Below are 25,610 nucleotides of genomic sequence, written 5' to 3'. Positions count from 1 at the left end.
AGCAGCCTTTGCCGGCCGGCGAGGATGGCGTCCTGGCGCGGATCGCGCGGCCGATACCCGTCTGCGCCGACGAGAGCGCGCACGATCGTGCCAGCCTGTCGGGCCTCGCCGGCCGCTACGACGCCGTCAACATCAAGCTCGACAAGACCGGCGGACTGACGGAGGCGCTCGCCATGGCGGACGCGGCGCGGGCGGGCGGGCTCATGGTGATGGTCGGCTGCATGCTCGCATCCTCGCTCGCGATGGCGCCGGCCGTCCTTGTCGCTCAGGGCGCCGCGGTCGTGGACCTCGACGGACCCCTCCTGCTCGCCCGCGACTGTCCCGACGGGCTGGTCTACCGAGGCAGCCTTCTCCATCCGCCCAGCGGGGCGCTCTGGGGATGACGTAACAATTAGTTAACGACACGGCTTTTCGTGCACGGGGAAAGGCCGTTAGATGACCGACTGCGGCGTTGAAGCTTGAAGCGCTGAACGTCGGGAGTCCGGTCGTCATGACAGAGCCGCCTTTTTCTTCGGACGACTATGAGGCGATCGCCGCCGCCGTGATGGAGACGGAGCGGGGTCGCTGGTTCCTGACCGAGTATGCGCGGCGCAACCGCGCGGCCGACACTGCGGCGATCCTGGACGCGCTTTCCGAGCTGGAGCGTCGCTTCCACCAACAGGCGCCGCAGGCGGACGCCGGCCGGATGGCTCACCTGCTGGGCGCCGCGAGCGAGCGGACGCGGCTTCTGCGGAACGAGCTCAAGCAGGCCGGCGCGGGCAAGCCGGTGGCGCGCGCGCTGCGGCAGCTGAAACGCCTGGAACGTCTGGTCGGCCTGGCTTTGAGCGAGGTCGAGCCCTCGGCTGTGCGAGGCGCCGCCGCTCAGGCGGTCGCCTCCGAAGAGTCAGAGGCGGACTTCCTGCCTCACATCGACGAGCCCGTGTTCGACGGCGTTCCCGACGAACTTGCGGCGCAATCGTCTGACGGCGCGATCGAGGTCGAGCCGAGACCCGACTGCTCCGTGTCTGTGAAGGGCCACCTGATCGATCTTCTGGCCCCTGCCCCGGAGATCGCGAGCCCGGCCGATAACGACTCCGGGGAAGACGCCGACCATCCTGCTGCTGCGAGCTTCAGCGCGGAATCGAGCGACGCAGGAGACTCCGAAGCCGCGGTCGCCCGCCGCGACGAGGAGGCGCCGGTCGCCTTGCGTCCGGATGCGCCGGCGCCGGCGCCACAGCACCCGGTCGTCCAGGCCGTTGCGGCGAACGCCCCCCTGGCCGATCTTTTGGCGACGTCCAGCAGGCTCGAGACGCAGAGCTTCGCGCGCTTCGACCCCGTGGACGCCTCAGAGGTCAGGGCCGCCACGCGGCCGCCGGCGGCCCCGCGGATGCCCGCCGCGTGGATGCCGTCGCTTCTCGACGACCTTTCAGAAGAAGAGAAGGCGATCCTCTTCGCCTAGCTCTCCGCGGCCCGCTTGCATGACCCATGACGGGCCAGCACGGAGCGGACGTTTTCGACGAACAACCTCGTCGCTTCCCCCCAGCCGTGGCGAAGCGCCAACGCCCGCGCCTCGTCGCGGGATGCCGATAGCGCCCGCAGAGCCGCCGCCTGCAGATCTTCGTCCAGAGCCCCGGCCGCCTCGCCCTTGAGGATGTCGGCCGGACCCGTGACCGGATAGGCCGCGACGGGGAGCCCGCTTGCGAGCGCCTCCAGAATGACGATGCCGAACGTGTCGGTGCGGCTCGGAAACACGAAGACATCGGACGAGGCGTAAGCCTCCGCGAGCGCCTCGCCCTCCAGCGAGCCGACGAACCGGGTCTCCGGAAACCTCCGTTCAAGCTCGTCCCTGGAAGGTCCCTCCCCGACCACGACCTTCGAACCGGGCAGCTCGAGCGAGAGGAACGCCGCAAGGTTCTTCTCCGGCGCGACGCGCCCGACATAGAGGAAGATCGGGCGGGGCAGATTGAAGACGTCGACGCCGGGGCGCGGCCGGAACAGTTGCGCGTCTACGCCCCGGGTCCAGCGCATCAGTCGCTTGAAGCCATGCCTCTCGAGATCACGCGCCAGGGACTCGGTAGCGACCATCACGCCGTCGCCCGCATTGTGGAAGCGGCGGAGCCAAGCGTAGGTCAGCCACTCCGGGACTGGCGCGCGCCTGCGGACATATTCGGGAAACCGGGTGTGGTAACTCGTCGTGAAAGCGCGTCCGCTGCGAAGGCAGGCGCGCCGCGCGGCATGTCCGATCGGCCCCTCGGTCGTGATGTGGACGTGATCGGGCCGGCTGTCCTCGATCATCCGGGACACTCTGGCCGAGCTCGCCAGCGCCAGCCGGATCTCCGGATAGGTCGGCAACGGGACCGTGCGGAACGCGTCCGGGGTGAGCAGATCGATCTCGGCGCCGAAGGCCGGCGCATGCGCAACCAGATGCTCGATCGTGCGCACGACGCCGTTGACTTGCGGCCGCCAGGCGTCGGTGACGACCAGAACGCGCATTGATGCTCGCGGCTCTCCCTGCCTCGGCGGACGGATCAGGCTGCCCGGAGGCCGGAGCCCGCCGGAGCCTCGCGCGCCGGCTTCGCCATCGAACGACGTTCGGCCCAACGGATGAGCTCGAACCGGCCGTCATGATGTTCGACGACCGCGGTGCAGCTTTCAACCCAGTCGCCGGTGTTCACGTAAGCGACGCCGGCCATGTCATGCATGGTCGCGTGGTGGATATGGCCGCAGATGACGCCGTCGACCCGCTGCTTGCGCGCCTCCGCGGAAAGCGTCTCCTCGAATCGCCCGATGAAGTTCACGGCGTTCTTCACGCGCAGCTTCGCCCATGCGGAGAGCGACCAGTAGCTGAGCCCGAGCCGGCGACGCAGAACGTTGAGGTGGGCGTTCAGGATGAGCGCCGTCTCGTAGGCCCAGTCGCCGAGCAGCGCGAGCCATCTGGCGTGACGCACCACCATGTCGAACACGTCGCCGTGGATGACGAGGAAGCGGCGCCCGTCCGCCGTCTCGTGGACTACGCTTTCGAGCACCTCGATGCCGCCGAAATGCGAGCCGCAGTACTTCCGCAGGAATTCATCGTGGTTGCCCGGCACGTAGAAAATCCGCGCTCCCTTGCGAGCCTTGCGGAGGAGCTTCTGGACCACGTCGTTGTGGCTCTGCGGCCAGTACCAGGTCTGCTTGAGGCGCCAGCCATCCACGATGTCCCCCACCAGGTAGATCGTGTCGGCGTCGTGCGCGCGAAGAAACTCGAGAAGCATCTCGGCCTGACAGCCCTTGGTGCCGAGATGGAAGTCCGAAAGGAACAAGGCTCTGAAGCGTCGAGGCTCAGGCTCGTTCAAAATGCGCTCCTCCTGTGACGCGTTGCGTTTCCATGCGGGCGAATAGGCCAACTTCGTCTCACGCGTATGACAGTGCGTCGGGCTGCGGTCCGCGGCGCTTTGGTGTGACAGATGGCGCGGCGCCGGCGCGGCGCCAGCGATCGTCGTCGCAGGCCTCTTGAAGCGGTTTCCTGGTATGGCCAACTAAAAGGCGACCGGGCCGCCGCTCCTTCCGCGGCCTCTCTGGAGACTGCGATGACCTCGAACCCTTATGCCGACGAAGTAGCCGCCATCCCCGGCGTGCCGCATCGCTGGACGGCGCTCACCATTGCGCTGACCGTCATTGGCTTCGTCGTGTTCTGGCCGCTCGGCCTGGCGATGATCGCCTATGTCCTTTGGGGCGAACGCATCATGGCCTGGGCGCGCGGCGGCGATGGCGCTTTGACCAAGTTCCGGCGCGCAGCCGAAGACATGAGCCGCAATTTCCGGGACGAGTTCGCGCCCAAGAGCGCCGGCGTTCGCCGCCCGACCGGCAACGCCGCCTTCGACGCGTGGCGCGAGGCCCAGATGCGTCGCCTCGACGAGGAGCGCCGGAAGATCGACGAGACCACCGAAGCGTTCGAGGCGCATCTCCGCGCCAAGCGCGGCGCCGTCGACGAAGCCGCGCAGCGCGAGGAGTTCGAGGGCTTCATGGCGGGGCGCCACAGCGGGGTTTGATCGGCCCTCACCGGCCGTGAGACAGAGAAGCCGGCCCATGTGGCCGGCTTCTTTCGCATCGGATGCGCCGCACGCCGGCGCGGGGAGGAACAATGGATCTCGGCATCGCCGGCCGCACTGCGATCGTCTGCGCGTCCAGCAAGGGCCTGGGCCGCGCTTGCGCCACGGCGCTCGCCGCCGAGGGCTGCCGCGTCGTGATCAACGGACGCGACGGGGCGCGTCTCGAACGCACCGCGTCCGAGATCCGCGCGGAGACCGGCGCGGAGGTGATCGCGGTCGTGGCGGACGTGTCGACTTTCGAGGGCCAGGAGGCGTTGCTGAAGGCGGCCCCGGAGCCGGACATCCTGGTGAACAACAATGGCGGGCCGCCCCGGAAGGATTTTCGCGAGCTGAGCCGGGAGGCGATGCTGGACGGCGTCGTGGCGAACATGGTCACGCCGATCGAGCTGATCCAGCGGGTGATCGACGGCATGGCGGATCGCGGTTTCGGCCGGATCGTGAACATCACGTCGGCCTCCGTGAAGGCGCCGATCACCGGCCTCGACCTGTCGAGCGGGGCGCGGGCGGGATTGACCGCCTTCATGGCGGGCGTCGCCCGAACGGTGGCGGACCGCAACGTGACGATCAACGCCATCCTGCCAGGCATGTTCGACACGGACCGGCTGCGCGGCGGCTTCCCCGCGGAAGCGCGTCTCACCGGGCGGACTGAGGAAGAGGTCGCAGAACGCCGCCGCTCGCTGGTGCCGGCCCGCCGCTTCGGCGACCCGGAAGAGTTCGGCCAGCTCTGCGCGTTCCTGTGCTCACGCCACGCCGGCTACGTGACGGGCCAGAACATCCTGATAGACGGCGGCGCCTTCCCGGGCGCGTTCTAGGCCGGCGGCCAGTCGCCCGGCTGGCGCAAAAAAGAAGGGCCGGCCCTCCCCCAAGGGCCGGCCCTGATCGGCGACAGCAGGCGCGCTCAGTCCTTGAGGACGAGCGCCGCCGGCGCGCTGCCGCCGAACTTGTATCGAACGGCCGCCGAAACGATGTGGATGTCCGTCTTCGCCTGAGCCCGATAGGTGAAGGCCTGTCCCGGGAAAGCGTCCGAATCCCCGGGATTGATCTCGATCTTCGACTTGTTCGGAACGAAGATGTAGGAATAGCCGAGATCGAAGGTGAAGCGGTCGCTGTACTTGTACGAGGTGCCCGCCGACAGCCACCAGCGGTCGTCGTCCGGCAGCCGGTTGCTGCGGTTCTTGTCGTTGATCGGCGACAGCTCGTACGCCACGCCGGACCGCAGCGTCAGCTCAGGCGAGTAGGCGTATTCGCCGCCGACCGAGAAGAACCACGCATCCGTATAGTCGAAGGGCAGTGTCGTCACGGTGCCGCCGCCCGTGCGGCTTTTGACCCGGACCCGATCGAGGCGGCTCCAGTTCGTCCATTCGAGCCCGGCCAGCATGGTGAACTGCTCGTTCAGCTTCTGCCTCAGGCCGATCGAGACCGTCTCCGGAAGCGTGACGTTCCCCTTGATCTTGGCGTCCGGGAAGCCCGGCGTCGGGAAATAGAGGTCGCCCTTGAGGCTGTGCTTGATCGCAGACCGGAAGCCGACGCCGAGCTCGGTTCCTTCCGCCGGCTTCACGGTGAAGCCCGCCGTGAAGCCGACGCCTACGTCGTCGGCCTTGAGCGACGCCGAGCCCGCTCCCGGCAGGGTCGCGCCCCCCCCGAGGCCAATGAAGGCCTGGCGCAGGCGGATGTCGAAATACTGTATCTGCACACCGGCCGCGACGCTGAGCCAATCGTTGACCGTGTACCCCACGGTCGGGGCCGCGTTGATCGAGCGCACCCGCGACGACCGCGCGTAGACCTGCCCGCCCCAGTTGCTGCGGGGGTCCGTCGCCAGCCCGAAGGGCGTGTTCATCGAGAGGCCGATCGCCACCTTCTCGTTGATCCGGTAGGCGTTGTAGCCCGCGATCAGAACCGCGTTCTTGCCGATGTCGCCGCTGTTCCCGAAGATGGCGGTCGGGGTCGAGGCGTCGATGTCGATCTTCGAGGACGGGAAGATGCCCGTGAGGTGCTGCTCGCCCTGGTAGGCCTCCACTTGGTTCACCACGGCGGGGTTCCAGAACATCCCCGAGATCGTATCGCCGCCGCCCGCAGCCATGCCGGCAAAGGAAGCGCCCTGCCCGCTCGCGCTCTGTTCGCGGATGGCGAACGCCCCGGCGAACGCCGGAGTGGAGGACGCGCAGACCAGGACAGTAGCCGCGGTGGCGAGCCATGGGCGGCTGCGGCGTGACGTGTACGACATGATTCCCCCGGGGCGGCCCCCTCGGGGACCCTGATCTCGCCGCGATTCACGGCTTCGCGGAGAAGGGTGGAAGCCGGGGCCTCATCCCGCAATCGGCGCTCGGCCGCGCTCGCGCTCTTTGGCCGCAATTGTGACTCTATCGCACCACATTTCACAGCGTTAGCCGGCAAATGGGCTCATGCCCCCGCCTTTTGGACGGGGACGAGCCGCTTGGCTGCGCCGCTTGAGTCGCTAAAACGGTTTCAACCAACCGCTTTAGACGCGGCACAAACGGGGAGACGTCGATGAAGCTCGTGCGATTCGGAGAGGCTGGCGCCGAGCGGCCCGGCCTGATCGACGCCGACGGCGCCATCCGGGACCTGAGCGACGTGGCGCCGGACATCGCCGGCGCGACTCTCACAAAGGCGGGCCTCGACCGCATTCGCAGCGTCGACGCATCGAGCCTCCCGCTCGTTCCGACGGATGCGCGCCTCGGGCCGTGCGTCGGCGGCGTGCGCAACTTCATCGGCGTGGGCCTCAACTTCGCCGACCACGCCGCCGAGACCGGGCTGCGGATTCCGCGCGAGCCGATCCTGTTCAACAAGGCGCCGAACTGCATCGTCGGCCCGAACGACGACGTGATGCTCCCCCGTGGGCACCAGCGCGTGGACTGGGAAGTCGAGCTCGCCTTCGTGATCGGCGACCGCGCGCTCTACGTCTCCGAGGAGGACGCGCTGTCCCACGTCGCAGGCCTCTGCGTCTGCAACGACGTCTCCGAGCGCTACTTCCAGACGGAGCGCTCCGGCCAGTGGACCAAGGGCAAGGGCTGCCCGACCTTTGGCCCTCTCGGGCCGTGGCTCGTGACGCTGGACGAGATCGGCGACCTCGACAATCTGGAGATGTTCCTCGACATCAACGGCCGGCGCGCCCAGACCGGCAACACGTCGACGATGATCTTCAAGATCTCCTATCTGGTCAGCTACATCAGCCAGTTCATGGCGCTCGACCCGGGCGACGTGGTCACCACCGGCACGCCCCCCGGGGTCGGCATGGGGATGACGCCGCCGACCTATCTCAAGCCCGGCGACGTGATGCGTCTCGGGATCGAAGGGCTTGGCGAGCAGCGGCAGACGGTGGTGGCCTTCCGCGAGGAAGTCGGCGCGCAGCCGTCCCACGCCTATCCGAGCGGCTTCGACTTCGCACGCTGAGGCGGCGCGCCGGCGCCCGCCGGCGCCAGCTTCCTGGGGAAAACCTTCGCCTGACCCGCGACGCCGGCGCCGCGATGCGGCACGGTCCGCGGTCCAAGGGCGACTGGGAAGTGAATGACGGTCGGCATCGACATCGGCGCGCGGTCCGGCGGGCAGCGCGCCGTCTTCGACCTCGAGGAACTGCTCGCGACGCGTCTGCTGGTGCAGGGCAACTCGGGCTCGGGGAAGTCGCATCTTCTGCGTCGCCTGCTCGAGCAGAGCGCCCCCTGGGTGCAGCAATGCGTCATCGACCCTGAGGGCGACTTCGTCACGCTCGCCGACGAGTTCGGCCATGTCGTCATCGACGCGGCCAGCGTGGAGCGCGAGCTCACGGCGATCGCCGAGCGCGTGCGCCGGCACCGCGTCTCCGTGATCTTCAACCTCGAGGGTCTCGACGTCGACCGCCAGATGCGGGCGGCGGCGGCTTTCCTGAACGGCCTGTTCGACGCCGACCGCGACAACTGGTACCCGGCCCTCGTCGTCGTCGACGAGGCGCAGCTGTTCGCGCCGGCGGCCTCGAGCGAGGCGGAGGAGGAGTCGCGGCGGCAATCGCTGGGCGCCATGACGAACCTGATGTGTCGCGGCCGCAAGCGCGGCCTGGCGGGCGTCATCGCCACGCAGCGGCTCGCGAAGCTCGCCAAGAACGTCGCGGCGGAAGCCAGCAATTTCCTGATGGGCCGCACCTTCCTCGACATCGACATGAGCCGCGCCGCCGACCTCCTCGGCATGGAACGTCGGCAGGCCGAGACATTCCGGAACCTGGACCGCGGCCAGTTCGTCGCGCTCGGCCCCGCCATCGGCCGCAAGCCGGAGCGGGTCGCAATCGGCCCGGTCAAGACCGAGGCGCGCGGCGGCGGGCCCAAGCTGACGCCGCTGCCGGAGGCCGGCGAGGACGCCGCAGGGCTGATCTTCCGCCGGGGAGCGGACGAGATCCGTCCCCGCCCCACGCCCGCGACAGCCTCGGTCGCGGACGTTCTGGCGCAGCTCTCGCAGCCGCGGGTCGACGCCGACGCGCCCCCGCCGCCGGCGGATCTGTTCGCCGGCGCGGAGCGGGAGGCGACGATCGCGACGATCATGGCCGAGATGATGGCGGAGCCGGACGCCGGCTTTCAGCCCGTGTCGCTGCTCTATCAGGACTTTCTGGTCCGCTGCCGCATCGCCCGGCTGCCGGGCGATGCGCCGGACCTGCCGCGTTTCCGGCGCGAGCTCGCGCTCGCCAAGGCGGGGCTGGATCAGGGCTCCGTCGCCTCATCCGACTGGGACCAGGCGACGCTCGTCGCCGCAGCGCTCCCCGAAGATGTCCGCGGCGTGTTCCTGCTGATCGCGCAGGCCGCCCATGGCAAGCATCCCTGCCCGTCCGACGCGGAGATCGCCCGCGCCTATGGCACGCGCTCGACGGGACGCGCCAGGCGCCTGCTCACCTATATGGAGGAGCGCGGTTTTCTGAGCTGCGCCGCCGACTTGCGCGGCAATCGCATCGTCATGCTCCCCGATCTCGGCTGGCAGACCGCGCCGGGACCCGCAGAAGCGCCCGCCGCGGTCGGCTGACCCTCGGGGATCAGGCCGCGCTGCGGACGTCGCTCACCCGCGCCGAAAGGTCGATCCGGGCGACCAGCGGGAGGTGATCGGACGCCTTGCGGGCGAGCGGCGTGTTGTGGACCGCGAGATCGTTGATCAGCCCGCGCGGCCAGCCGATGATCCGGTCCAGCGGGAAGATCGGCCTCCGGGAGGGAAAGCTCGGCAGCGGGTGGGCCTCGCCGAACAGCGGCTCGAACACGTTGAGAGCCGACCTTCGCTTGCGCCGCCATTCGTTGAGGTCGCCGAGCAGGATCGTGGGCATCGGCGGCAGGTCCTTGAAGGCCGATAGCAACGCGTTCGCCTGGCTTACGCGCGATCGCCGCAGCAGGCCGAAATGGGCGGCGATGACGCGGAACTGCCCCTCCCCGAGATCGAGCTCCGAGATGATCGCCCCGCGCGGCTCGATGCCCGGAAGCCGCAGCCGCAGCCTTCGGTAATGCACGGGCTCGCCCGCGACCAGCAACGCGTTGCCATGCCAGCCGTGGCCTTCGGGGGCGTCGGATTGCGCAAGCAGGTGCAGCCCCGCCTCACGTTTCAGCGCGACCGGATCGAGAAGGCCGATGCGTTGACCGAACCGGTGGTCGACCTCCTGCAGGGCGACGAGTTGCGGGCCGATCTCCTTCAGCACCTGGACGATCCGGTCGGGCCGCACCTGACCATCCGTTCCGCGGCACTTGTGTATGTTGTAGGACGCGACTCTCAAGCGGACCTCGACCCTTTCAGATGTAGGGGGACATCAGCCTGGCCGAGGCGTCCCGCAATTTCGTGATGAGATGGCGACCGTCGACCTCCGCCGCCGTGATGCGCTCCCCGCATTTCTCCTTGATGATCCCCGAGAGCTGCCGCGCGAACTCCGGATCGTAGAACTCCACTGTCAGCTCGAAGTTCAGCCGGAGGCTGCGGCTGTCCCAGTTCGCGCTTCCGATCAGGCTCCACTCGTCATCCACCGTCATCAGCTTGGAATGGTCGAACGGCGGAGGCGACCGCCAGAGCTGGCATCCTGCTTCAATCAGCGGCGAGATATGGGCGCTGCTCGCCCAGGCGACGAGCCGGTGATTGTTGACGGCCGGCATGACCAGGCAAACCTTCACCCCTCTCAGAGCCGCAAGCTGCAACGCCGTAAGTAGCTGTTCCTCGGGCAGGAAATAGGGCGTCGCTATGTTGATCGAGCGGCGCGCCGAAGCGATCGCGGAGAGAAGCACCAGCACGAGCTGATCGACGGACTGGTCCGGACCGGAGGCGATCGCGCGGGCGAACGCCCGATGCGCCTCCGTCGGGTGAGGAACGTGCGGCTTGCGCAAAGGTTCGCCGGTCGTGAAATGCCAATCGTCGTCGAAGCCCTCCGCGATCTGCCGCACGATCGGTCCGGACAGCCGGAAATGGACGTCGTGCACCGGGCATTTGGAGGGCCAGTCCCTCAGGTTCTCCGCGCCGATGTTCAGACCCCCGACGAACGCGGTTTCCCCGTCCACGATCAGCGCCTTCTTGTGCAGCCGCAGATCGAGCAGCGGCATCTTCCACGGCCAGATGGAATGCAGGAATCTTGCCGCCGGCACGCCCTCCCGCCGCAGCGCGTGATAGGCGGGCGAGCGGAAGAAGCCGCCGCCCATCCCGTCGATCAGCACGCGAACCGCGACGCCGCGGCGGTGGGCCCGGGCGAGCGCCTGCACGAACGGCAGCCCGGCCTCGTCGACGCGGAAGATGAAGGTCGCGAGATCGACCGAGCGAGCGGCCTGGTCGATCGCCGCCACCATCTGCGGATAGCCCTCGTCGCCGCAGTGCAGGATCTGCTCGACGGCCGCAGGTTCGACGTCCAGGCCTGTAATCGCGCCGACGGCGATCTGCAGACGCTCCGCCTGGGGGCTCGGCGCCCCGCCGCCCGTCCGGTGGCGGGCATGGCGCGAATGACGCCCCCGCAGCCTGCGGGCGCGCCGATGCACGCGGTTGATGCCGAAGGCGACGTAGAGCAGCGCCCCGAGGAAGGGCGAGAACCACGAGATGCCGATCCAGCCGATCGCCGCGCGGACGTCGCGCTTGTTCATCAGCGCGTGGACCGTCACAGCGGCCGCGAAGGTCACGTGCAGGCCGCTGAGCAGAAGTTCCTGGTGTCCGAGCAGATCGATGATCGCGGCGATCTCCATTAAGGCCCGCGTGCGGGGCGTCGCGCCGACCGAAATCCGCGCTCTCGATCAGCGGCGCGCTCCCCACCCCTCGCGACCAGGGCGCGAGCCGATGGCGCGACGCGGCTGGACCAGGCGACGCTGCGCGCGCCGGCTCATTCCATGACGGCCGCTTTCATGATGCACACCATGGTGGCGTGCAACGGCTCGTTGCCGACGGCCCGCACGACGTGCGGCCTGTCGCACCGGTAGCGGAGCGTTTCGCCTGCTTTCGCGTGTTCCACGACGCCCGCGACCGTCACCTCCGCCTCGCCGGAAAGCACCGAGAGGCATTCCAGCGAACCGCGCTGGTGCCCTTCCGACTCCAGAGCGCCGCCCGGCTCCGCGGTGACGTCATACCACTGCAGCCACTCCACGGTCTTGATCCAGCCGATGATCGACAGCCGCATCTTGCCGTCGTCGGACACGATATGCGGCGTGTCGCGGCGCGCGAGCTTCTCGACGAAGGGTTCTTCATCCGCGGAGGCCAGCACGCGATCGATCGACACGTCGAGCGCCTGGGACAAGCGCCAGATGGTGGCGAGCGTCGGGTTCGTCTCGTTACGCTCGATCTGGCTGATGATCGACTTCGCGACGCCGGACTGCTCGGCGAGTTCGGAAAGGGAGAAGTTGTAGGCCTTCCGAAGCCTCTGGACCGTCTTGCCCAGCTGGCCCGAGACGAAGTGCGCCCCCGTCTCGAGATCGGTCCGCCCCCGCCCGGCCATCATTCTTCCCGTTGTTTGAAGCGTCGAACACGCGTTCGTCAGGCCGGACGCTATTCGGGTCGAGGGTTTGTCGCAAGCGTCAGCAGTCGTCGGGCGACCACCACCGGACGAAATGATGCACCGGGCCGTGGCCGCTGCCGACCGAGAGCCCATCGGCGGCGGCGAGCGCCTCGGCGAGATAGGACCGGGCGGCCCGCACCGCGTCGTCGAGGGCCGCGCCCTGCGCGAGCTTGGCCGCGATCGCGGATGACACGGTGCAGCCCGTGCCATGCGTATTCTTGGTGCGCAGGCGCGGCCCCGTTATCCGGCTCGCCGAACCGTCGGGGGCGATCAGCACGTCGACGCTTTCCGGGCCGTCGGCATGGCCGCCCTTGACCAGCACCGCGCGGGCGCCGAGGCGCTGGAGCGCCCGCCCCTGCTCCGCCATCTCCTCCTCGCTGCCCGCGGGATCGCAATCGAGCAGCGCCGCCGCCTCGGGAAGATTTGGTGTGAGCAACAGCGCCAGAGGAGCCAGACGCGACCGCAGCGCCTCGATCGCGTCGCCGGCGAGCAGGCGGGCGCCGGAGGACGCGATCATGACCGGGTCGATGACGACCTTCTCGACGCGGTGACGGACCAGGGCGTCTGCGATCGTCTCGATCGACTCGGCACGCGAAACCATGCCGATCTTCACCGCCCCGACGGCCAGGTCCTCCATCACGGCGTCGATCTGCGCAGCGATGAACTGGGGCGGGGCGTCATGGATGGCGGTCACGCCACGGGTGTTCTGCGCCGTCAGGGCGACGATCGCGGAAGCGCCATAGACGCCAAGCGCCGAGAAGGTCTTGAGGTCAGCCTGAATCCCCGCGCCGCCCGAGGAATCGGAGCCCGCGATGGTGAGCGCGATCGGAACAGCCATGGCCTCTGATACGGTCCCGTTCCTCAGCGGCCAAGATCGGGCCGCATCGCCTCAGCCGGATTGAGTCTCATTGTCGCGCGGCTTGAGCCAGCGGGCGATCATCCAGCACAGCAGGGCCCAGGCGGCGCCGAGGGTCCAGCCCGCGAGCACGTCCGTCGGATAGTGCACGCCGAGGAACACGCGGCTGAAGCCGACCATCAGCGTCAGCAGGCCGGCCACCGCGAAGATGTAGCCGCGCACGACCTTCTTGCGTTCGGTCCGCGCCAACAGGGCGCCGAGCGTCAGGAAGGTCGCGGCCGCTCCCATGGCGTGGCCGCTGGGGAAGCTCATCGAGTGAACTGCCACCAGATGATCGACCAGATCGGGCCGCGGCCGCGCGAAGACGTTCTTCAACAGATTGGTGAGGATCGCCCCGCCGATCACGGACCCGGCGACCAGCGCCGCGTTCGCGAACCGTCGGGTCACCAGGAGGTAGGACACGACCAGCACGGTCAGAAGCGTCAGCACCGTCACGCCGCCAAGCGCCGTGACGTCGGCCATCATGATCTCCAGCCACTGCGGCCCGATCGGGCGCGCCCGGTCGGCAGGGTCACGCAGCGCGAGCAGTATGGCCTCGTCGAAGGCGCGGGTGTCGCCTTCCGCCATGTTGTCGCTGATGCGCAGAAAGGCGAATGCGAGCGCCGAACACACCAGGAAGGCGACGAGCGTGCCGAACTCCGGCAGCCGCCAGGACGGCGTCCAGCGGACCACGGAGAAAAGCGGCTTGCGCGCAGGTTCCATATCACCGACCCGAGATGCTGAGGTGGGTCGGAGATAGCGCCGGCGCCGGCGTCGACAGCCCCACCTAGGCGTCGCGCTCCTCGACCCGCGCCAGCCCAGCCTTGTCCTTCGTCGGACCCGGATGGTCCTGTGACGCCTCGCCCGTGCGCGGCTGGTCCGTCGGCACCTTCTCGGCCTCGCCGCGGGTGGGGCGTTTGCCCTCGGCCGCCTGCTTCAGGATCGTGAGCGCTTCGAGAACATGCGGCTCGAGCCCCCGCCCGCCGGTCGCGTCGATGTGGCGGAAGATTTCGGCACGCATGCGCGGGTCCCAGAAATGCTGGATGTGGTCCAGCACGCCGGGGACGACCTTCTCCTTGGGCTGGCTCTTGAAGAACCAGCCAATCTGGTTCGCCATGTAGATCAGGCGATCGAGCGTCGTCTTGTGGTGGTGGCCCTGCGCCTCAGCGACGCCCGCGCTGCCCGGCTGTGCGGTCATTGTCCGGCTCCTCCGGCCGCGAGCTTCTCCGGCTCGGCGGCGATGATGCGATGGTGATGCGTGAAGACTTCGAAGCCGTCCGACCGGGCGATGGCGGCCAGCGTGATGCCGGCCTCATCGGCCATCCGCACGCCGAGCGCCGTCGGCGCCGAGACCGCCACGACGAGGCCGACGCCGACCACGGCGGCCTTCTGGATCATCTCGACCGACACCCGGCTCGTGAGGACCACGAAGCCGTCCTCGGCGCCCTCGCCCGCACGCGCAAGGGCGCCGGCGAGCTTGTCGAGCGCGTTGTGTCGTCCGACGTCCTCGCGGACGGCGATGAGGCCGGCCTCGGGGCGGAAGAAGCCCGCGGCGTGCACGGCGCGGGTCGCGTGATTGAGCGCCTGTGCGCGGCTCAGTGCTTCGAGCGCCTCGTGGATCTCGCTGGCGGAGAAGGTCCGCCCTGCCTCGACGCGGCGGGCGGGCTTCACGGCCTGCTCGAGGCTGTCGATGCCGCAGAGGCCGCAGCCGGTCGGACCGGCGAGATTGCGCCGCCGCCGTCCCAACCGCTCGCCCAGCCCTCGCTTGAGCCACATGCGCGCTTCCAGCCCCGCGTCGGCATGCTCGACGACCTCGAGGCTTTCGATCTCCTCGGGCGCGCCGATGATGCCTTCGGTCAGGCTGAAGCCGATGGCGAAGTCCTCCACGTCCTGGGGGCTCGCCATCATCACGGCTTCGGTCCCGCCGTCATAGACGATCGCGATCGCGGTCTCGGCCGGGCTTGCGCGCTCAGAAGTCTCGCGCGCGACGCCGTCGCGCCAGACGGTGCGGGAGATGCGGACGACGGCGGGCGGAAGGTTGGTCATGACCGATCATACGACGTCATCCCGGCGCAAGGTAGGCGACGAGAACTGGGATCGCGCGCCGCGCCGGGCTTCATCTCAAGGCGATCCCGGAGCGGCGCCCACGCGCCGTCCGGGATGACCTTCCGACGAGGCCTACTCTGCGGCTTCCGCCAGGATGCGGCGGCTGAGCCGGGAGTGCTCCTCATACTCCTCCTGCCATGCGCTCGGCCCGTTCGAGGGCGCGACCTGCACGGCCGTCACCTTGTATTCCGGACAGTTCGTCGCCCAGTCGGAGAAGTCGGTGGTGATGACGTTCGCCTGCGTGTTCGGATGGTGGAACGTCGTGTAGACGACGCCCGGCGCCACCCGGTCGGTGATCAGGGCCCGCAAGCTCGTCTCGCCCGCGCGGCTGCGCAGCGTCACCCAGTCGCCGTCGCGGACGCCGCGATCCTCCGCGTCCACCGGATGGATCTCGAGCCGATCCTCCTCGTGCCACCGCGAGTTCTCGGTGCGGCGGGTCTGCGCACCGACATTGTACTGGCTGAGGATGCGCCCCGTGGTGAGAAGCAGCGGGAAGCGCGGCCCGACCTTCTCATCCGTCGCCACATATTCGGTGATGACGAAGTTGCCCTTGCCGCGGACGAACTCGCCGATGTGCATGGTCGGCGTGCCTTCCGGCGCCTCCTCGTTGCAGGGCCACTGCACCGAGCCGAGCTCCTCCAGCTTGGCGAAGGAGACGCCATTGAAGCTCGGCGTGGAGGCGGCGATCTCGTCCATGATCTCGGACGGATGGCTGTAGTCCATCTCGTAGCCCATGGCCTTGGCGATCATCAGCGTGATCTCCCAGTCGCCATAGCCGTTCTTGGGCGCCATCACCTTGCGGATGCGCTGGATGCGCCGCTCGGCGTTGGTGAAGGTGCCGTCCTTCTCGAGGAAGGAGCAGCCCGGCAGGAACACATGGGCGTAGTTCGCGGTCTCGTTCAGGAACAGGTCCTGCACGACGACGCACTCCATCGCCTTCAGGCCGCCGATGACATGCTGGGCGTCCGGGTCGGACTGGGCGATGTCCTCGCCCTGCACGTAGAGGCCCTTGAAGGTGCCGTCGACGGCGGCGTCGAGCATGTTGGGAATGCGCAAGCCGGGCTCCGGATCGAGCGGCACGCCCCAGAGCTTTTCATAGAGCTCGCGGGTGTCGTCCTGACTGACATGGCGGTAGCCCGGGTACTCGTGCGGGAACGAGCCCATGTCGCACGAGCCCTGCACGTTGTTCTGGCCGCGCAGCGGGTTCACGCCGACGCCCTCGCGACCGATGTTGCCGGTCGCCATGGCGAGGTTGGCGATCGCCATCACGGTCGTGGTGCCCTGGCTGTGCTCCGTGACGCCGAGGCCATAGAAGATCGCGGCGTTGCCGCCGGTCGCATAGAGCCGCGCGGCCTCACGCACGAGGTGCGCCGGCACGCCCGTCACGCCTTCCGTCGCCTCCGGCGAATGGCGCTCCTCCGAGACGAACTCCGTCCACTCATGGAAGGTGTCGAGGTCCGCCCGCTCCCGGACGAACTCCTCGTTCACGAGGCCCTCGGTCACGATCACATGCGCGAACGCGGTCACCAGTGCCACGTTCGTGCCCGGACGCAGCGGCAGGTGGAAGTCGGCCTGGATGTGCGGGCTCTTCACCAGATCGATGCGGCGCGGATCGACCACGATCAGCCGCGCGCCCTGGCGCAGCCGCTTCTTCATGCGCGAGCCGAACACCGGATGGCCGTCGGTCGGGTTCGCCCCGATCACGAAGATCACGTCGGTCTGCTCGATCGAGTCGAAGTCCTGCGTGCCGGCCGAGGTGCCGAACGTCGTCTTCAGGCCGTAGCCCGTCGGCGAGTGGCAGACGCGGGCGCAGGTGTCGACATTGTTGTTGCCGAAGCCGGCGCGGACCAGCTTCTGGACCAGGTAGGTCTCTTCGTTCGTGCAGCGCGACGAGGTGATGCCGCCGACCGACGAGCGGCCGTACTTGCCCTGGATGCGCTTGAACTCGGATGCCGTGTAGGAGATCGCCTCCTCCCACGAGACCTCACGCCACGGATCCGTGATGTTGGCGCGGATCATCGGCTTGAGGATGCGGTCCTGGTGCTGCGCGTAACCATAGGCGAAGCGGCCCTTGACGCAGGAGTGGCCACGGTTCGCCTTGCCGTCCTTCCACGGCGTCATGCGGACGAGCTCGTCGCCGCGCATCTCGGCCTTGAAGGAGCAGCCGACGCCGCAATAGGCGCAGGTGGTGACGACGGAGTGCTCCGGCGTGCCGATGTCGTAGACCGATTTCTCCTGAAGCGTCGCCGTCGGGCAGGCCTGCACGCAGGCGCCGCAGGACACGCATTCCGACGTGATGAAGGGCTCGTCCATGCCGGCGGAGACGCGGCTTTCGAAGCCGCGGCCGGAGATCGTCAGCGCGAAGGTGCCCTGCACCTCCTCGCAGGCCCGCACGCAGCGCGAGCAGACGATGCACTTCGACGGATCATAGGTGAAGTAGGGGTTCGACTCGTCCTTCTTGGAGACGATGTGGTTCTCGCCCTCATAGCCGTAGCGGACCTCGCGAAGGCCCACGACGCCGGCCATGTCCTGCAACTCGCAGTCGCCGTTCGCCGAGCAGGTCAGGCAATCGAGCGGGTGGTCGGAGATGTAGAGCTCCATGACGCCCTTGCGCAGCTGCTTCAGCCGGGGCGTCTGGGTCTTCACCACCATGCCGTCCATCACGGGAGTGGTGCAGGAGGCCGGCGTGCCGGCGCGCCCCTCGATCTCGACGAGGCAGAGCCGGCAGGAGCCGAACGCCTCCACCGAGTCGGTCGCGCAGAGCTTGGGGATCTCGTTGTTGATCTCCATCGCCGCCCGCATGATCGAGGTTCCTTCCGGAACCGTGACCTGCTGGCCGTCGATCATCAGGCTGACGGTCTTCTCCGCCTTCGAGGCGGGCGTGCCGTAATCGATCTCTTGGATGAGGCTCATGACGTTTCCCTCACTCCGCTGCGAGCATGGCCGGGCCACGCCCGAAATCTTCGGGGAAATGGGTGATGGCGCTCATCACCGGATACGGCGTGAAGCCGCCGAGCGCGCAGAGCGATCCCAGCTTCATCGTGTGGCAGAGGTCTTCGACGATCGTGAGCGCTCGCTCGCGCCCCGCGCCGCCGGCGATGACCTGATCGAGCATCTCGACGCCACGGGTGGAGCCGATGCGGCAGGGAGTGCATTTCCCGCAGCTCTCGATGGCGCAGAACTCCATCGCGAAGCGCGCCTGCTCGACCATGTCGACGCTGTCGTCGAACACGACGATGCCGCCATGCCCGATCAGCCCGTCGCGCTTGGCGAAGGCCTCGTAATCGAACGGCGTATCGAAGTAGGAGCGCGGGAAATACGCGCCGAGCGGCCCGCCGACCTGCACGGCCCGAACCGGCCGGCCGGTGAACGTGCCGCCGCCGACCTCGTCGACCAGTTCGCCGAGCGTCACGCCGAAGGCGATCTCGTAGAGGCCGCCATACTTGACGTTGCCGGCTAGCTGGATCGGCATGGTGCCGCGCGAGCGGCCGAAGCCGACGTCCGCATAGGCCTTGGCGCCCTCCGCCAGGATGAACGGCACGGAGGCCAGCGAGATGACGTTGTTGATGACCGTCGGCTTGCCGAACAGGCCCTTGTGGGCCGGCAGCGGCGGCTTGGCGCGGACCAGGCCGCGCCTGCCCTCGAGACTCTCGAGCAGCGAGGTCTCCTCGCCGCACACATAGGCCCCTGCCCCGACCCGCACTTCCATGTCGAAGGCGTAGTCCGAGCCGGCGACGCTGCGGCCGAGATAACCCGCCATGCGGGCGACCTTGATCGCTCTGTTCATCGCCACGACCGCGTGCGGGTATTCAGAGCGGCAGTAGACGTAGCCCTTGGTGGCGCCGACTGCGAGACCCGCGATCGTCATGCCCTCGATCAGCTGGAAGGGATCGCCCTCCATGATCATCCGGTCGGCGAACGTCCCGCTGTCGCCTTCGTCCGCGTTGCAGACGATGTACTTCTGGCCGGGAGGGCACTGGGCGACGGTGCGCCACTTGATGCCGGTCGGGAAGCCCGCGCCGCCGCGGCCGCGCAGGCCGGAGTCGAAGACCTCCTCGACCGTCGCCGCGGCGCCGAGCTCGATCGCCCGCTCGAGGCCCTTGTACCCGCCATGGGCGCGGTAGTCGTCCAGCGACACCGGATCGGTAAGGCCGACGCGCTTGAAGGTGAACCGCTCCTGCTTGGCGAAGAACGGGATCTTCTCGACGTCGCCGAGGCGGAGCGCGTCGCCCTTGCCCTCGAGCAGGCCGGCGTCAAGCAGCGTCTCGACGTCCCGCGCCTTGACGGGACCGTAGCCGACGCGCCCTGCGGGCGTGACCACCTCGACCAGCGGCTCCAGCCAGAACATGCCGCGCGAGCCGTTGCGCACGATCTGCGCGTCGACCCCGCGGCGCTCCAGCGCGTCAGCCAGCGCCTTCGCGACCTTGTCGGCGCCGAGAGCGACCGCGCCCGCGTCGCCGGGGACGTAGATGCGCGTCGTCATGCCCGGCACTCCGCGGCGATCTCTTCGATCTCCTCGTCATCGATGCGGCCGATCAGCCGGCCGTCGACCATCGCGGCGGGCGCGCAGCTGCACAGGCCGAGGCAGTAGATCGGCTCCAGCGTCACCTGCCCGTCCGGCCGGGTCTCGCCATAGCCGACGTTCAGCGTCTCGGAGATCTTGGCGGCGGTCGCGCGGCCGCCTGCGGCCTGGCAGGCCTCGGCCACGCAGACCTTCACGACATGCTTGCCGGCGGGCTCGTGACGGAAGTCATGGTAGAACGTCAGGGTCCCGTGGACCTCTGCGCGCGACAGGTTCAGCGCGCTCGCGATCATCGGGACTGCGTCCTGCGGCACATAGCCGAAGGTCGCCTGCATCGCATGAAGGATGGGCATCGCGGCGCCTTCCAGCGGAAGGTGCTCGGTGATGATCTCCGAGCCGCGACTAGGCGTCCACGCCTCGTAACGTCCGCGCGCGACGGCGGTGACCGAATGTCCCATGGTCATGCTGCGGCGCTCCTCCATATAATTTTTCTTATTTCAGAGAGTGGGTCCTCCTTACTGCCGGATCAATTCGCATGTCTCGTCGCGTCATAGAGGATTTCTATGACGCATCCTCGGCCGGAGCGCGCAGGGCGGCGACCTTAGCGGCGAGCGTCTTGGCCTCCGCCACGAGGGCTTTGGTGGCGGGCGTCATGGGCTCGCGATGCGGGACCACCAGCCCCACCGTGTGCACCACCTCAGGCTCCACGATGGGAATCGACCGCACGTTCGGGGGCAATCCCATCGTCTCGCCGAAGCTCTGCGGCATAACGCTGGCCCAGGCGCCGGTGCGCACATGCGCGAACAGCACGACCGTCGAGTTCGATTCGAGAGTGGGCGCGGGCGCGACCCCCGCCTCGCGCAGCAGGCCCTCGACGATCCGCCGGTTCTGCATGTCGGTGGTGAGGAGGCAGAGCGGCAGCCGTCCGACCTCCCGCCATGTCACGGTATCCCGGTCCCCGAGGGGGCCGTCCGCCGACGTCAGCAGCCTGTAGCCCTCGCGCCAGATCGGAACCGCCGAGACGCGCGCGATCGGCTCGTTGTCGAGATAGGTGATGCCGGCGTCGATCTCGAGATTGTCGAGCGCGGTGCCGATGTCGAGGCTCGTGCTGCTGAGGATCGTGAAGCGCACATCCTTGTGCTTCGCCCGGAAGGGCGTGGTCAGCTGCGCCACCATCGGCAAGGCGGTCGGGATCACGGCGATCCGCAGGTGGCCGACCACGCCGCGCTTCAGCGCGTCGATGTCCTGGCGCATGGCGCGGGCGTCGCCGACGATCCGCCGCGCCCAGTCGAGCGCGCGCTCGCCTTCCGGCGTGAAGCCGTGGAAGCGCGAACCGCGCTCCACCAGCCGAACGCCAAGCTGGTCCTCGAGTTGTTTGACGCCGGCGGACAGCGTGGGCTGCGTGACGCCGCAGGCTTCCGCAGCGCGGCCGAAATGGCGCTCCTGAGCGAGCGCGAGAAGAAAGTCCAGTTTGTCGAGCATAGGCACCGTGTCGCGAGGTTCCGCACAACGATAGGCGGTTGCAGGCGGTCGCGCACCTGCCGTGGCGTCCCAGGGAGGCGCGTCGAACCGTCCCTTGCGGCAGCGCCCTCCCCGCTTAGCTTGAGCGCCAACGGAAACGCGAAAGGACCTGAGCCATGGCCGAAGCGACGACGGCGCCGATCGAGCTGCATTACTGGCCGACGCCCAACGGATGGAAGATCACCATCATGCTGGAGGAGTGCGGCCTGCCCTACCGCGTCGTCCCGGTGAACATCGGCAAGGGCGATCAGTTCGCGCCCGAGTTCCTGAGGATCTCGCCCAACAACAAGATGCCCGCGCTCGTGGATCCGGACGGCCCCGACGGGTCGCCGATCTCGATCTTCGAGTCCGGGGCGATCCTGCAGTATCTCGGCCGCAAGACCGGGAAGTTCTATCCGGCGGACGAGCGCCGGCGGGTCGAGGTCGAGGAATGGCTGTTCTGGCAGGTCGGGGGCTTCGGGCCGATGCTGGGCCAGGTTCACCACTTCCGGAACTACGCGCCCGAGAAGATTCAGTACGCCATCGACCGCTACGTCAACGAGGCGCACAGGCTCTACGGCGTTCTGAACCAGCGCCTGAAGGGCCGCGACTTCATCTGCGGGGATTATTCGATCGCCGACATGGCCGCCGTCGGCTGGGCGAAGCTCTGGGACAAGCAGGGGCAGGACCTCAAGCAATTCCCCGAAGTCGCGCGCTGGCTCGACACGATGCTGGCGCGTCCGGCGGTGGCGCGAGGGCTGGCCGTGAAGGTCGAGGCCCCTGCGTTCGATCTCGCCCAGGACAAGGCGGCGCAGAGCATTCTGTTCGGACAGCGCGCGCGAGGCGCCTGACCGGTCCGACAAGGAACCGCGGGGGCTTGGCGGACGTTCCGCGAGCGCCACTTTCTCGAGTGTGTTCCGACGCGAACGAAATGCGTCGGCGGACGACCAGATCAGGAGATCGCTGAATGTCTGACACCACCCAGGGGGCCGCCGGCGCCACCGGCGCGCGCGCATCATCGGTCGAAGCTGATCTCGAGACGCTGCGAAAGGACGTGGCGACGTTGACGGAGACGCTTTCGGCGCTGATGTCGGACAGCGCGGCGACGGCCCGGAGCGCCGCACGCGAGGGCATGAACCGCGCCAGCGCCGCGGCGGAAGACGCCAAGGCGCGGGCGCAGGCCGCCGCGGACGACCTGAGCGCCACCGTGGTGGCGAATCCGCTCACGGCCGTGCTGGTCGCCCTCGGGCTCGGATACGTCGTCGGCGCGCTCGGCCGGAGCCGCCGCTGATGTTGCGCCTGCTGATGCAGGCAGGCGCGGGACTGGCGACATTCAACCTCGGGCGCAAGATCGCCCGCTTGAAGCGCACGGCGATATTCATCGCCGTCGCAGCGGTGATCGGACTTCTCGGCCTCGGCGCCCTTACGGCTGCTGCGATCATCGGCCTCGTGCCCTCGCTCGGCGTGATCTGGGCCCCGGTGGTGGTCGGCGGCGTGCTGATCTTCATCGCGACCGTGCTCGCGCTGATCGGCACGCGAAAGCCGAAGCCCGTCGCGTCGCCCCTGTTCGGCCGCATGGCCCAGGTCGGCGTGGCTGGCGCGGCCCTGAACGCCACGCGACCGCCGCCGGCTCGCGCTCGCGCCGGTGACGCGCCCCCGCCGCCACCGCCTGATCCGAAAAAGCAGCGAAAGCGCGTCGTCAATCTGATGCTGATTGCGACGCTCGCGGGCCTGGTGCTTGGCCGGCGGCTCTGACGGAAGAACGTAGAAAAGGCCGCCGCGGGAAACCGCGGCGGCCCTTTTTGTTCGCGTCGTAGAGATCAGTTGCGCGTATCGGTGCCGGGCACCGGCTTGGACCCAGACCCGCCGGACGTGGCCGCGGATCCGGCGCCGGCCGGCGCCTGCGGAACGGGATGCACGCCGCCGCCCGCGTCGGTGCTGTTCATGCTGGTGCCGCTCGGGCCGGTGGGCTCCTGCGAGGCGCCACCCATCGACGGCGTCCGGCGGACCTGCTCGTTCGTCCGCTGGTCCTGAGCGTTGTCCGAATTGCCGGTTGACCTCGCCGGCTGCTCCTGCGCGACCGCCGCCAGCGGCGCCGCGGCGAGGCCGGCGGCGAAGGCGACCGAGGTCACGGCTTTCATCATCTTCAACATTCGTCGTGCACTCCCATGATGACGCATGGCCTGTCGCGCGCCAGATTCCGGCGCGCGCACGCTCAGAACGTCACTTGCTGTGCTTCCCCCCGAGATCAAGAAAGGATCAGGCCTCGTAGGGTGAAAAAATTATTGCCGTTTCACGGAACTAATTTTCCGCTGCGCACGTCTCTTCTGCCAGCGCCCCTCGGACGACGTCGCCACGTCGCTGCGCGAACGCGCCGCCGAGGCAGGGCCGGCGGCGATCGACCGAAAGGGCGATCTGGCGGCGCGGTTTGCAGCGGGTGAAGCGCCTTGCCTAATGTTTCGTTCTATCCGACCGGCGCAGCCTTGATGCTCTTGAGAAGACGCAGCTAACGGTCGCTTAATTTCACCTTCTATTTGCGGTTCATTCAAACTGTATTCATATAAAAGTTTAATCAGGAAGTAGAGACCGCGCCGGATAGTCGACGGACAGGCGCTCACCCGCGCCGAAACGAACGGCCGGCCGAGCCGACCGACAACGAAAGGGGACGAAGCGATGGCTCGCTATGACATGTCCACGATCGAAACCGGGGCTCTCGGCGCGGTCGCGCCCGGCGCGGTCTTTCTCCAGCTCGGGATGGCCGCCGCCCTGGGCCGCCACGGCGCGATCGATCGCGTGGCGGCGCACAAATGGTTCAACCTCGCCGCGCGGGACGGCGTCGCCGAAGCGATCCGCCTGCGGCGGGAGCTGTCGCTCGAGATGAGCCCGGCCGAGATCGCCGACGCCCAGCGCGCCGCGCGCGAGTGGCTCGCCGCCCATTGATCGCGTTCGGGCGTTGACCGCCCGAACGGCCCCGTGTACCCCTGCCGCCACGGAGACGTGGCCGAGAGGCTGAAGGCACTCGTTTGCTAAATGAGCAGACCTGGAAACGGGTCTCGAGGGTTCGAATCCCTCCGTCTCCGCCACCTTTTCAGCCTAGCCGCTCTTGGGCGTAAGCCGCGTCGCAGCCGGAAATCGCCCCTGCTCTCTCGCGAGCCTGTTGGCGGCGCGCTGGAAGGCGATGCTGCGATCCGACTCGGTCTTCCGGTCCATATCGCGCATGCCGCCGCCCACCGGACGGGAAGTCAGACGTGGTGGCTGACGGCGATCCAGCCCAGCGCGAGTGGAACTCACTCGCGGCCCACGAGTTCGGTCAGCAACGAGCGACCCAACCCGCTGGGGCTTGGAGCTCGAAGCACGGCGCGCCCGGCTCACAGAAAACCTGATGACGCTGGAGCAGTCGCTTAGCGAGGCGGATGGGGCGAAGAGCGATCACCCGCTGATGCCGGCGGTCGCGGGCCGGATTCGGGCTTCGCTGCTCGGCCCTGGGCCGTCGAGGGTCGTGCGGCCGAACGCCGACGCACCTGAACCGACGCAATGCGCTTAGCCACATTCCGGACGTCGATCTAAATAGTACTCCCAATTCCCAGCAGTCCACACGCTGTACAGCGGACGGAACCGACACGAGAGATCCTTTATCCGTGGATTGACGCGCATCATCTCAGCCAAGGGAAGCCAGGCGAGATTCTGCCTGTAGACCTGCGACACGGCACTATCGTAGCCTGCGATCCCCTTGCTCTTGTAGAACGCGATGGGATCCTCGGCAGCCGAGACCATCAGGTCAATCAACCTTTGAAGCGCGCCCCCATTTGCTTCGCGAAGCGCCAGGTTTCCATTCGCTTCCGCGACAGCATCGACCAGGACCAGGGCCTGTGTGGCGAAAAGGCTGTACTCGAGAGCTCGAGCGCCTCGCTTCATCTCGGCTGGGAGCGCCCCGTCGCCATCGACTTGCTCCAGGATGCCAACCGCGACTGAAACGGCGTGGTCCAGATAGGACCTGTCATTGAGCGCGACCGCCGCAGACGCCAACGCCGCCGCTCCCCATGCATCGATGTTGTTGCCGTATGGCTTCAAGTCGATGAATGACTTTATGCGATCCCCGAGGCGCCGGATCCATCTCTCGATCTGCTCCGACTCGGGGCGCGGCCCCGGGTACCCCTCCGTCGTATTCAGGCTGCTGGACTTGAGGATCGCATAGGCGAGGATCGGCGGCGTCGCATACAGACGAACCCCGCCTGTCTCGTTCCACTCGGTCGACTTCAGGAACGTGTCCTGCCGCGCGAAGGATAGTATATGAGCGAACGCGCATGACGCCGCCGGCCCGGTGACCCCGCCCCTCTCCGCCGCGGCCCGTGTCAAGGAACGCGCGATTGGTCTTGCCCCGGACTCTGGTCCGGTCACGATGCGACCTTTCGGGCGTATGGTCTTGCCCCGGACTCTGGTCCGGTCACGATGCGACCTTTCGGGCGTACTGAGCTTGGTGAGCGAAGGCGTTGGGCGTCAAGTGACCCAAGGCCGAGTGTGGTCGTTCGGTGTTGTAGTCGATCC

The 25,610-nt window shown here is 68.1% G+C and carries 26 protein-coding genes, 1 tRNA gene and 1 pseudogene; 11 read left to right on the top strand and 17 right to left on the bottom strand.

Annotation, left to right across the window (positions count from 1 at the left end; genetic code table 11):
- On the top strand, window positions 1-383 hold a 383-nt coding region (locus ACIKT0_RS01430; protein ID WP_407103640.1), incomplete at its 5' end, for an enolase C-terminal domain-like protein.
- A 107-nt stretch (window positions 384-490) separates the two neighbouring features.
- Window positions 491-1,438 (top strand): hypothetical protein, encoded by a 948-nt coding sequence (locus ACIKT0_RS01425; RefSeq protein WP_407103639.1) that lies wholly within the window; start codon window positions 491-493, stop codon window positions 1,436-1,438.
- Here ACIKT0_RS01425 and ACIKT0_RS01420 read toward each other — a convergent pair.
- Window positions 1,435-2,472 carry a glycosyltransferase family 4 protein gene (locus ACIKT0_RS01420; protein ID WP_407103638.1) on the bottom strand — a complete coding sequence of 346 codons (1,038 nt, stop codon included), beginning with the start codon at window positions 2,470-2,472 and terminating at the stop codon, window positions 1,435-1,437. The two genes, ACIKT0_RS01425 and ACIKT0_RS01420, sit on opposite strands and share 4 nt — an antisense overlap.
- Before the next feature lie 35 nt (window positions 2,473-2,507).
- On the bottom strand, window positions 2,508-3,317 hold the full coding sequence (locus ACIKT0_RS01415; RefSeq protein WP_407103643.1) for a UDP-2,3-diacylglucosamine diphosphatase: 810 nt from the start codon (window positions 3,315-3,317) through the stop codon (window positions 2,508-2,510).
- A 231-nt stretch (window positions 3,318-3,548) separates the two neighbouring features.
- Here ACIKT0_RS01415 and ACIKT0_RS01410 point away from each other — a divergent pair, with 231 nt between their 5' ends.
- Window positions 3,549-4,010 (top strand): DUF2852 domain-containing protein, encoded by a 462-nt coding sequence (locus tag ACIKT0_RS01410; protein WP_407103637.1) that lies wholly within the window; start codon window positions 3,549-3,551, stop codon window positions 4,008-4,010.
- A gap of 92 nt (window positions 4,011-4,102) precedes the next feature.
- A complete protein-coding gene (locus tag ACIKT0_RS01405; RefSeq protein WP_407103636.1) occupies window positions 4,103-4,882 on the top strand; it encodes an SDR family oxidoreductase in 780 nt (259 codons plus the stop codon).
- An 86-nt stretch (window positions 4,883-4,968) separates the two neighbouring features.
- On the opposite strand, the gene ACIKT0_RS01400 is transcribed toward ACIKT0_RS01405, so the two are convergent.
- A complete protein-coding gene (locus ACIKT0_RS01400; RefSeq protein ID WP_407103635.1) occupies window positions 4,969-6,294 on the bottom strand; it encodes an OmpP1/FadL family transporter in 1,326 nt (441 codons plus the stop codon).
- Window positions 6,295-6,578: 284 nt separating this feature from the next.
- On the opposite strand from ACIKT0_RS01400, the gene ACIKT0_RS01395 reads away from it, so the two are divergent.
- Both ACIKT0_RS01395 and ACIKT0_RS01390 read left to right on the top strand, forming a co-directional pair.
- The gene (locus ACIKT0_RS01395) at window positions 6,579-7,481 is read left to right on the top strand and encodes a fumarylacetoacetate hydrolase family protein (protein ID WP_407103634.1); all 903 of its coding nucleotides are present in this window, start codon (window positions 6,579-6,581) and stop codon (window positions 7,479-7,481) included.
- A 114-nt stretch (window positions 7,482-7,595) separates the two neighbouring features.
- Window positions 7,596-9,068: a helicase HerA domain-containing protein gene (locus ACIKT0_RS01390; RefSeq protein ID WP_407103633.1), complete on the top strand. Its 1,473-nt coding sequence runs from the start codon at window positions 7,596-7,598 to the stop codon at window positions 9,066-9,068.
- Window positions 9,069-9,078: 10 nt separating this feature from the next.
- Here ACIKT0_RS01390 and ACIKT0_RS01385 read toward each other — a convergent pair whose 3' ends face one another.
- The 11 genes and pseudogenes from ACIKT0_RS01385 to ACIKT0_RS01335 all read right to left on the bottom strand — a co-directional run bounded on the left by ACIKT0_RS01385 (window position 9,079) and on the right by ACIKT0_RS01335 (window position 21,047).
- Window positions 9,079-9,801 carry an endonuclease/exonuclease/phosphatase family protein gene (locus ACIKT0_RS01385; protein ID WP_407103632.1) on the bottom strand — a complete coding sequence of 241 codons (723 nt, stop codon included), beginning with the start codon at window positions 9,799-9,801 and terminating at the stop codon, window positions 9,079-9,081.
- 16 nt (window positions 9,802-9,817) lie between these two features.
- Window positions 9,818-11,239 carry a phospholipase D-like domain-containing protein gene (locus ACIKT0_RS01380; protein ID WP_407103631.1) on the bottom strand — a complete coding sequence of 474 codons (1,422 nt, stop codon included), beginning with the start codon at window positions 11,237-11,239 and terminating at the stop codon, window positions 9,818-9,820.
- A gap of 134 nt (window positions 11,240-11,373) precedes the next feature.
- Complete coding sequence (locus tag ACIKT0_RS01375) at window positions 11,374-11,982, bottom strand: helix-turn-helix domain-containing protein (RefSeq protein ID WP_407103642.1); 609 nt, start codon at window positions 11,980-11,982, stop codon at window positions 11,374-11,376.
- Window positions 11,983-12,061: 79 nt separating this feature from the next.
- The gene (gene thiD, locus ACIKT0_RS01370; protein ID WP_407103630.1) at window positions 12,062-12,880 is read right to left on the bottom strand and encodes a bifunctional hydroxymethylpyrimidine kinase/phosphomethylpyrimidine kinase; all 819 of its coding nucleotides are present in this window, start codon (window positions 12,878-12,880) and stop codon (window positions 12,062-12,064) included.
- Window positions 12,881-12,931: 51 nt separating this feature from the next.
- Window positions 12,932-13,660 carry a phosphatase PAP2 family protein gene (locus ACIKT0_RS01365; protein ID WP_407103629.1) on the bottom strand — a complete coding sequence of 243 codons (729 nt, stop codon included), beginning with the start codon at window positions 13,658-13,660 and terminating at the stop codon, window positions 12,932-12,934.
- A 205-nt stretch (window positions 13,661-13,865) separates the two neighbouring features.
- A pseudogene (locus ACIKT0_RS01360) lies at window positions 13,866-14,054 on the bottom strand (formate dehydrogenase subunit delta); the annotation flags it as partial.
- Between the two features lie 77 nt (window positions 14,055-14,131).
- On the bottom strand, window positions 14,132-14,983 hold the full coding sequence (fdhD, locus tag ACIKT0_RS01355) for a formate dehydrogenase accessory sulfurtransferase FdhD (protein WP_407103628.1): 852 nt from the start codon (window positions 14,981-14,983) through the stop codon (window positions 14,132-14,134).
- 132 nt (window positions 14,984-15,115) lie between these two features.
- Window positions 15,116-17,956 carry a formate dehydrogenase subunit alpha gene (gene fdhF / locus ACIKT0_RS01350; protein WP_407103627.1) on the bottom strand — a complete coding sequence of 947 codons (2,841 nt, stop codon included), beginning with the start codon at window positions 17,954-17,956 and terminating at the stop codon, window positions 15,116-15,118.
- 10 nt (window positions 17,957-17,966) lie between these two features.
- On the bottom strand, window positions 17,967-19,526 hold the full coding sequence (locus tag ACIKT0_RS01345) for a formate dehydrogenase beta subunit (RefSeq protein ID WP_407103626.1): 1,560 nt from the start codon (window positions 19,524-19,526) through the stop codon (window positions 17,967-17,969).
- Window positions 19,523-20,029 carry a formate dehydrogenase subunit gamma gene (locus ACIKT0_RS01340; protein ID WP_407103625.1) on the bottom strand — a complete coding sequence of 169 codons (507 nt, stop codon included), beginning with the start codon at window positions 20,027-20,029 and terminating at the stop codon, window positions 19,523-19,525. The genes ACIKT0_RS01345 and ACIKT0_RS01340 overlap by 4 nt, the downstream gene beginning before the upstream one ends.
- A gap of 97 nt (window positions 20,030-20,126) precedes the next feature.
- The gene (locus tag ACIKT0_RS01335; protein WP_407103624.1) at window positions 20,127-21,047 is read right to left on the bottom strand and encodes a LysR family transcriptional regulator; all 921 of its coding nucleotides are present in this window, start codon (window positions 21,045-21,047) and stop codon (window positions 20,127-20,129) included.
- Window positions 21,048-21,202: 155 nt separating this feature from the next.
- Here ACIKT0_RS01335 and ACIKT0_RS01330 point away from each other — a divergent pair, with 155 nt between their 5' ends.
- The 3 genes from ACIKT0_RS01330 (at window position 21,203) to ACIKT0_RS01320 (ending at window position 22,820) form a co-directional block, all read left to right on the top strand.
- Entirely contained in the window at window positions 21,203-21,916 is a 714-nt protein-coding gene (locus ACIKT0_RS01330; protein WP_407103623.1) for a glutathione S-transferase N-terminal domain-containing protein, read from the top strand.
- A 116-nt stretch (window positions 21,917-22,032) separates the two neighbouring features.
- Complete coding sequence (locus ACIKT0_RS01325) at window positions 22,033-22,356, top strand: hypothetical protein (protein WP_407103622.1); 324 nt, start codon at window positions 22,033-22,035, stop codon at window positions 22,354-22,356.
- On the top strand, window positions 22,356-22,820 hold the full coding sequence (locus ACIKT0_RS01320; protein WP_407103621.1) for a phage holin family protein: 465 nt from the start codon (window positions 22,356-22,358) through the stop codon (window positions 22,818-22,820). The genes ACIKT0_RS01325 and ACIKT0_RS01320 overlap by 1 nt, the downstream gene beginning before the upstream one ends.
- A gap of 65 nt (window positions 22,821-22,885) precedes the next feature.
- Here ACIKT0_RS01320 and ACIKT0_RS01315 read toward each other — a convergent pair whose 3' ends face one another.
- Window positions 22,886-23,218: a hypothetical protein gene (locus ACIKT0_RS01315; protein ID WP_407103620.1), complete on the bottom strand. Its 333-nt coding sequence runs from the start codon at window positions 23,216-23,218 to the stop codon at window positions 22,886-22,888.
- A gap of 520 nt (window positions 23,219-23,738) precedes the next feature.
- On the opposite strand from ACIKT0_RS01315, the gene ACIKT0_RS01310 reads away from it, so the two are divergent.
- Both ACIKT0_RS01310 and ACIKT0_RS01305 read left to right on the top strand, forming a co-directional pair.
- Entirely contained in the window at window positions 23,739-24,005 is a 267-nt protein-coding gene (locus ACIKT0_RS01310) for a sel1 repeat family protein (RefSeq protein ID WP_407103619.1), read from the top strand.
- A 51-nt stretch (window positions 24,006-24,056) separates the two neighbouring features.
- Window positions 24,057-24,148 (top strand) — tRNA-Ser (locus tag ACIKT0_RS01305).
- 457 nt (window positions 24,149-24,605) lie between these two features.
- Here the strand turns inward: ACIKT0_RS01305 and ACIKT0_RS01300 are convergent.
- Together ACIKT0_RS01300 and ACIKT0_RS01295 are read right to left on the bottom strand one after the other, a co-directional pair.
- A complete protein-coding gene (locus tag ACIKT0_RS01300; RefSeq protein ID WP_407103618.1) occupies window positions 24,606-25,421 on the bottom strand; it encodes an alginate lyase family protein in 816 nt (271 codons plus the stop codon).
- An 88-nt stretch (window positions 25,422-25,509) separates the two neighbouring features.
- Window positions 25,510-25,608, bottom strand: coding sequence for an integrase core domain-containing protein (locus ACIKT0_RS01295; RefSeq protein ID WP_407103641.1), 99 nt, complete (start codon window positions 25,606-25,608; stop codon window positions 25,510-25,512).
- Window positions 25,609-25,610 lie beyond the last annotated feature (2 nt).

Source organism: Hansschlegelia beijingensis (assembly GCF_045505405.1).
GTDB lineage: Bacteria > Pseudomonadota > Alphaproteobacteria > Rhizobiales > Methylopilaceae > Methylopila > Methylopila beijingensis_A.
This window is presented reverse-complemented; position numbering and strand designations above follow the sequence as displayed.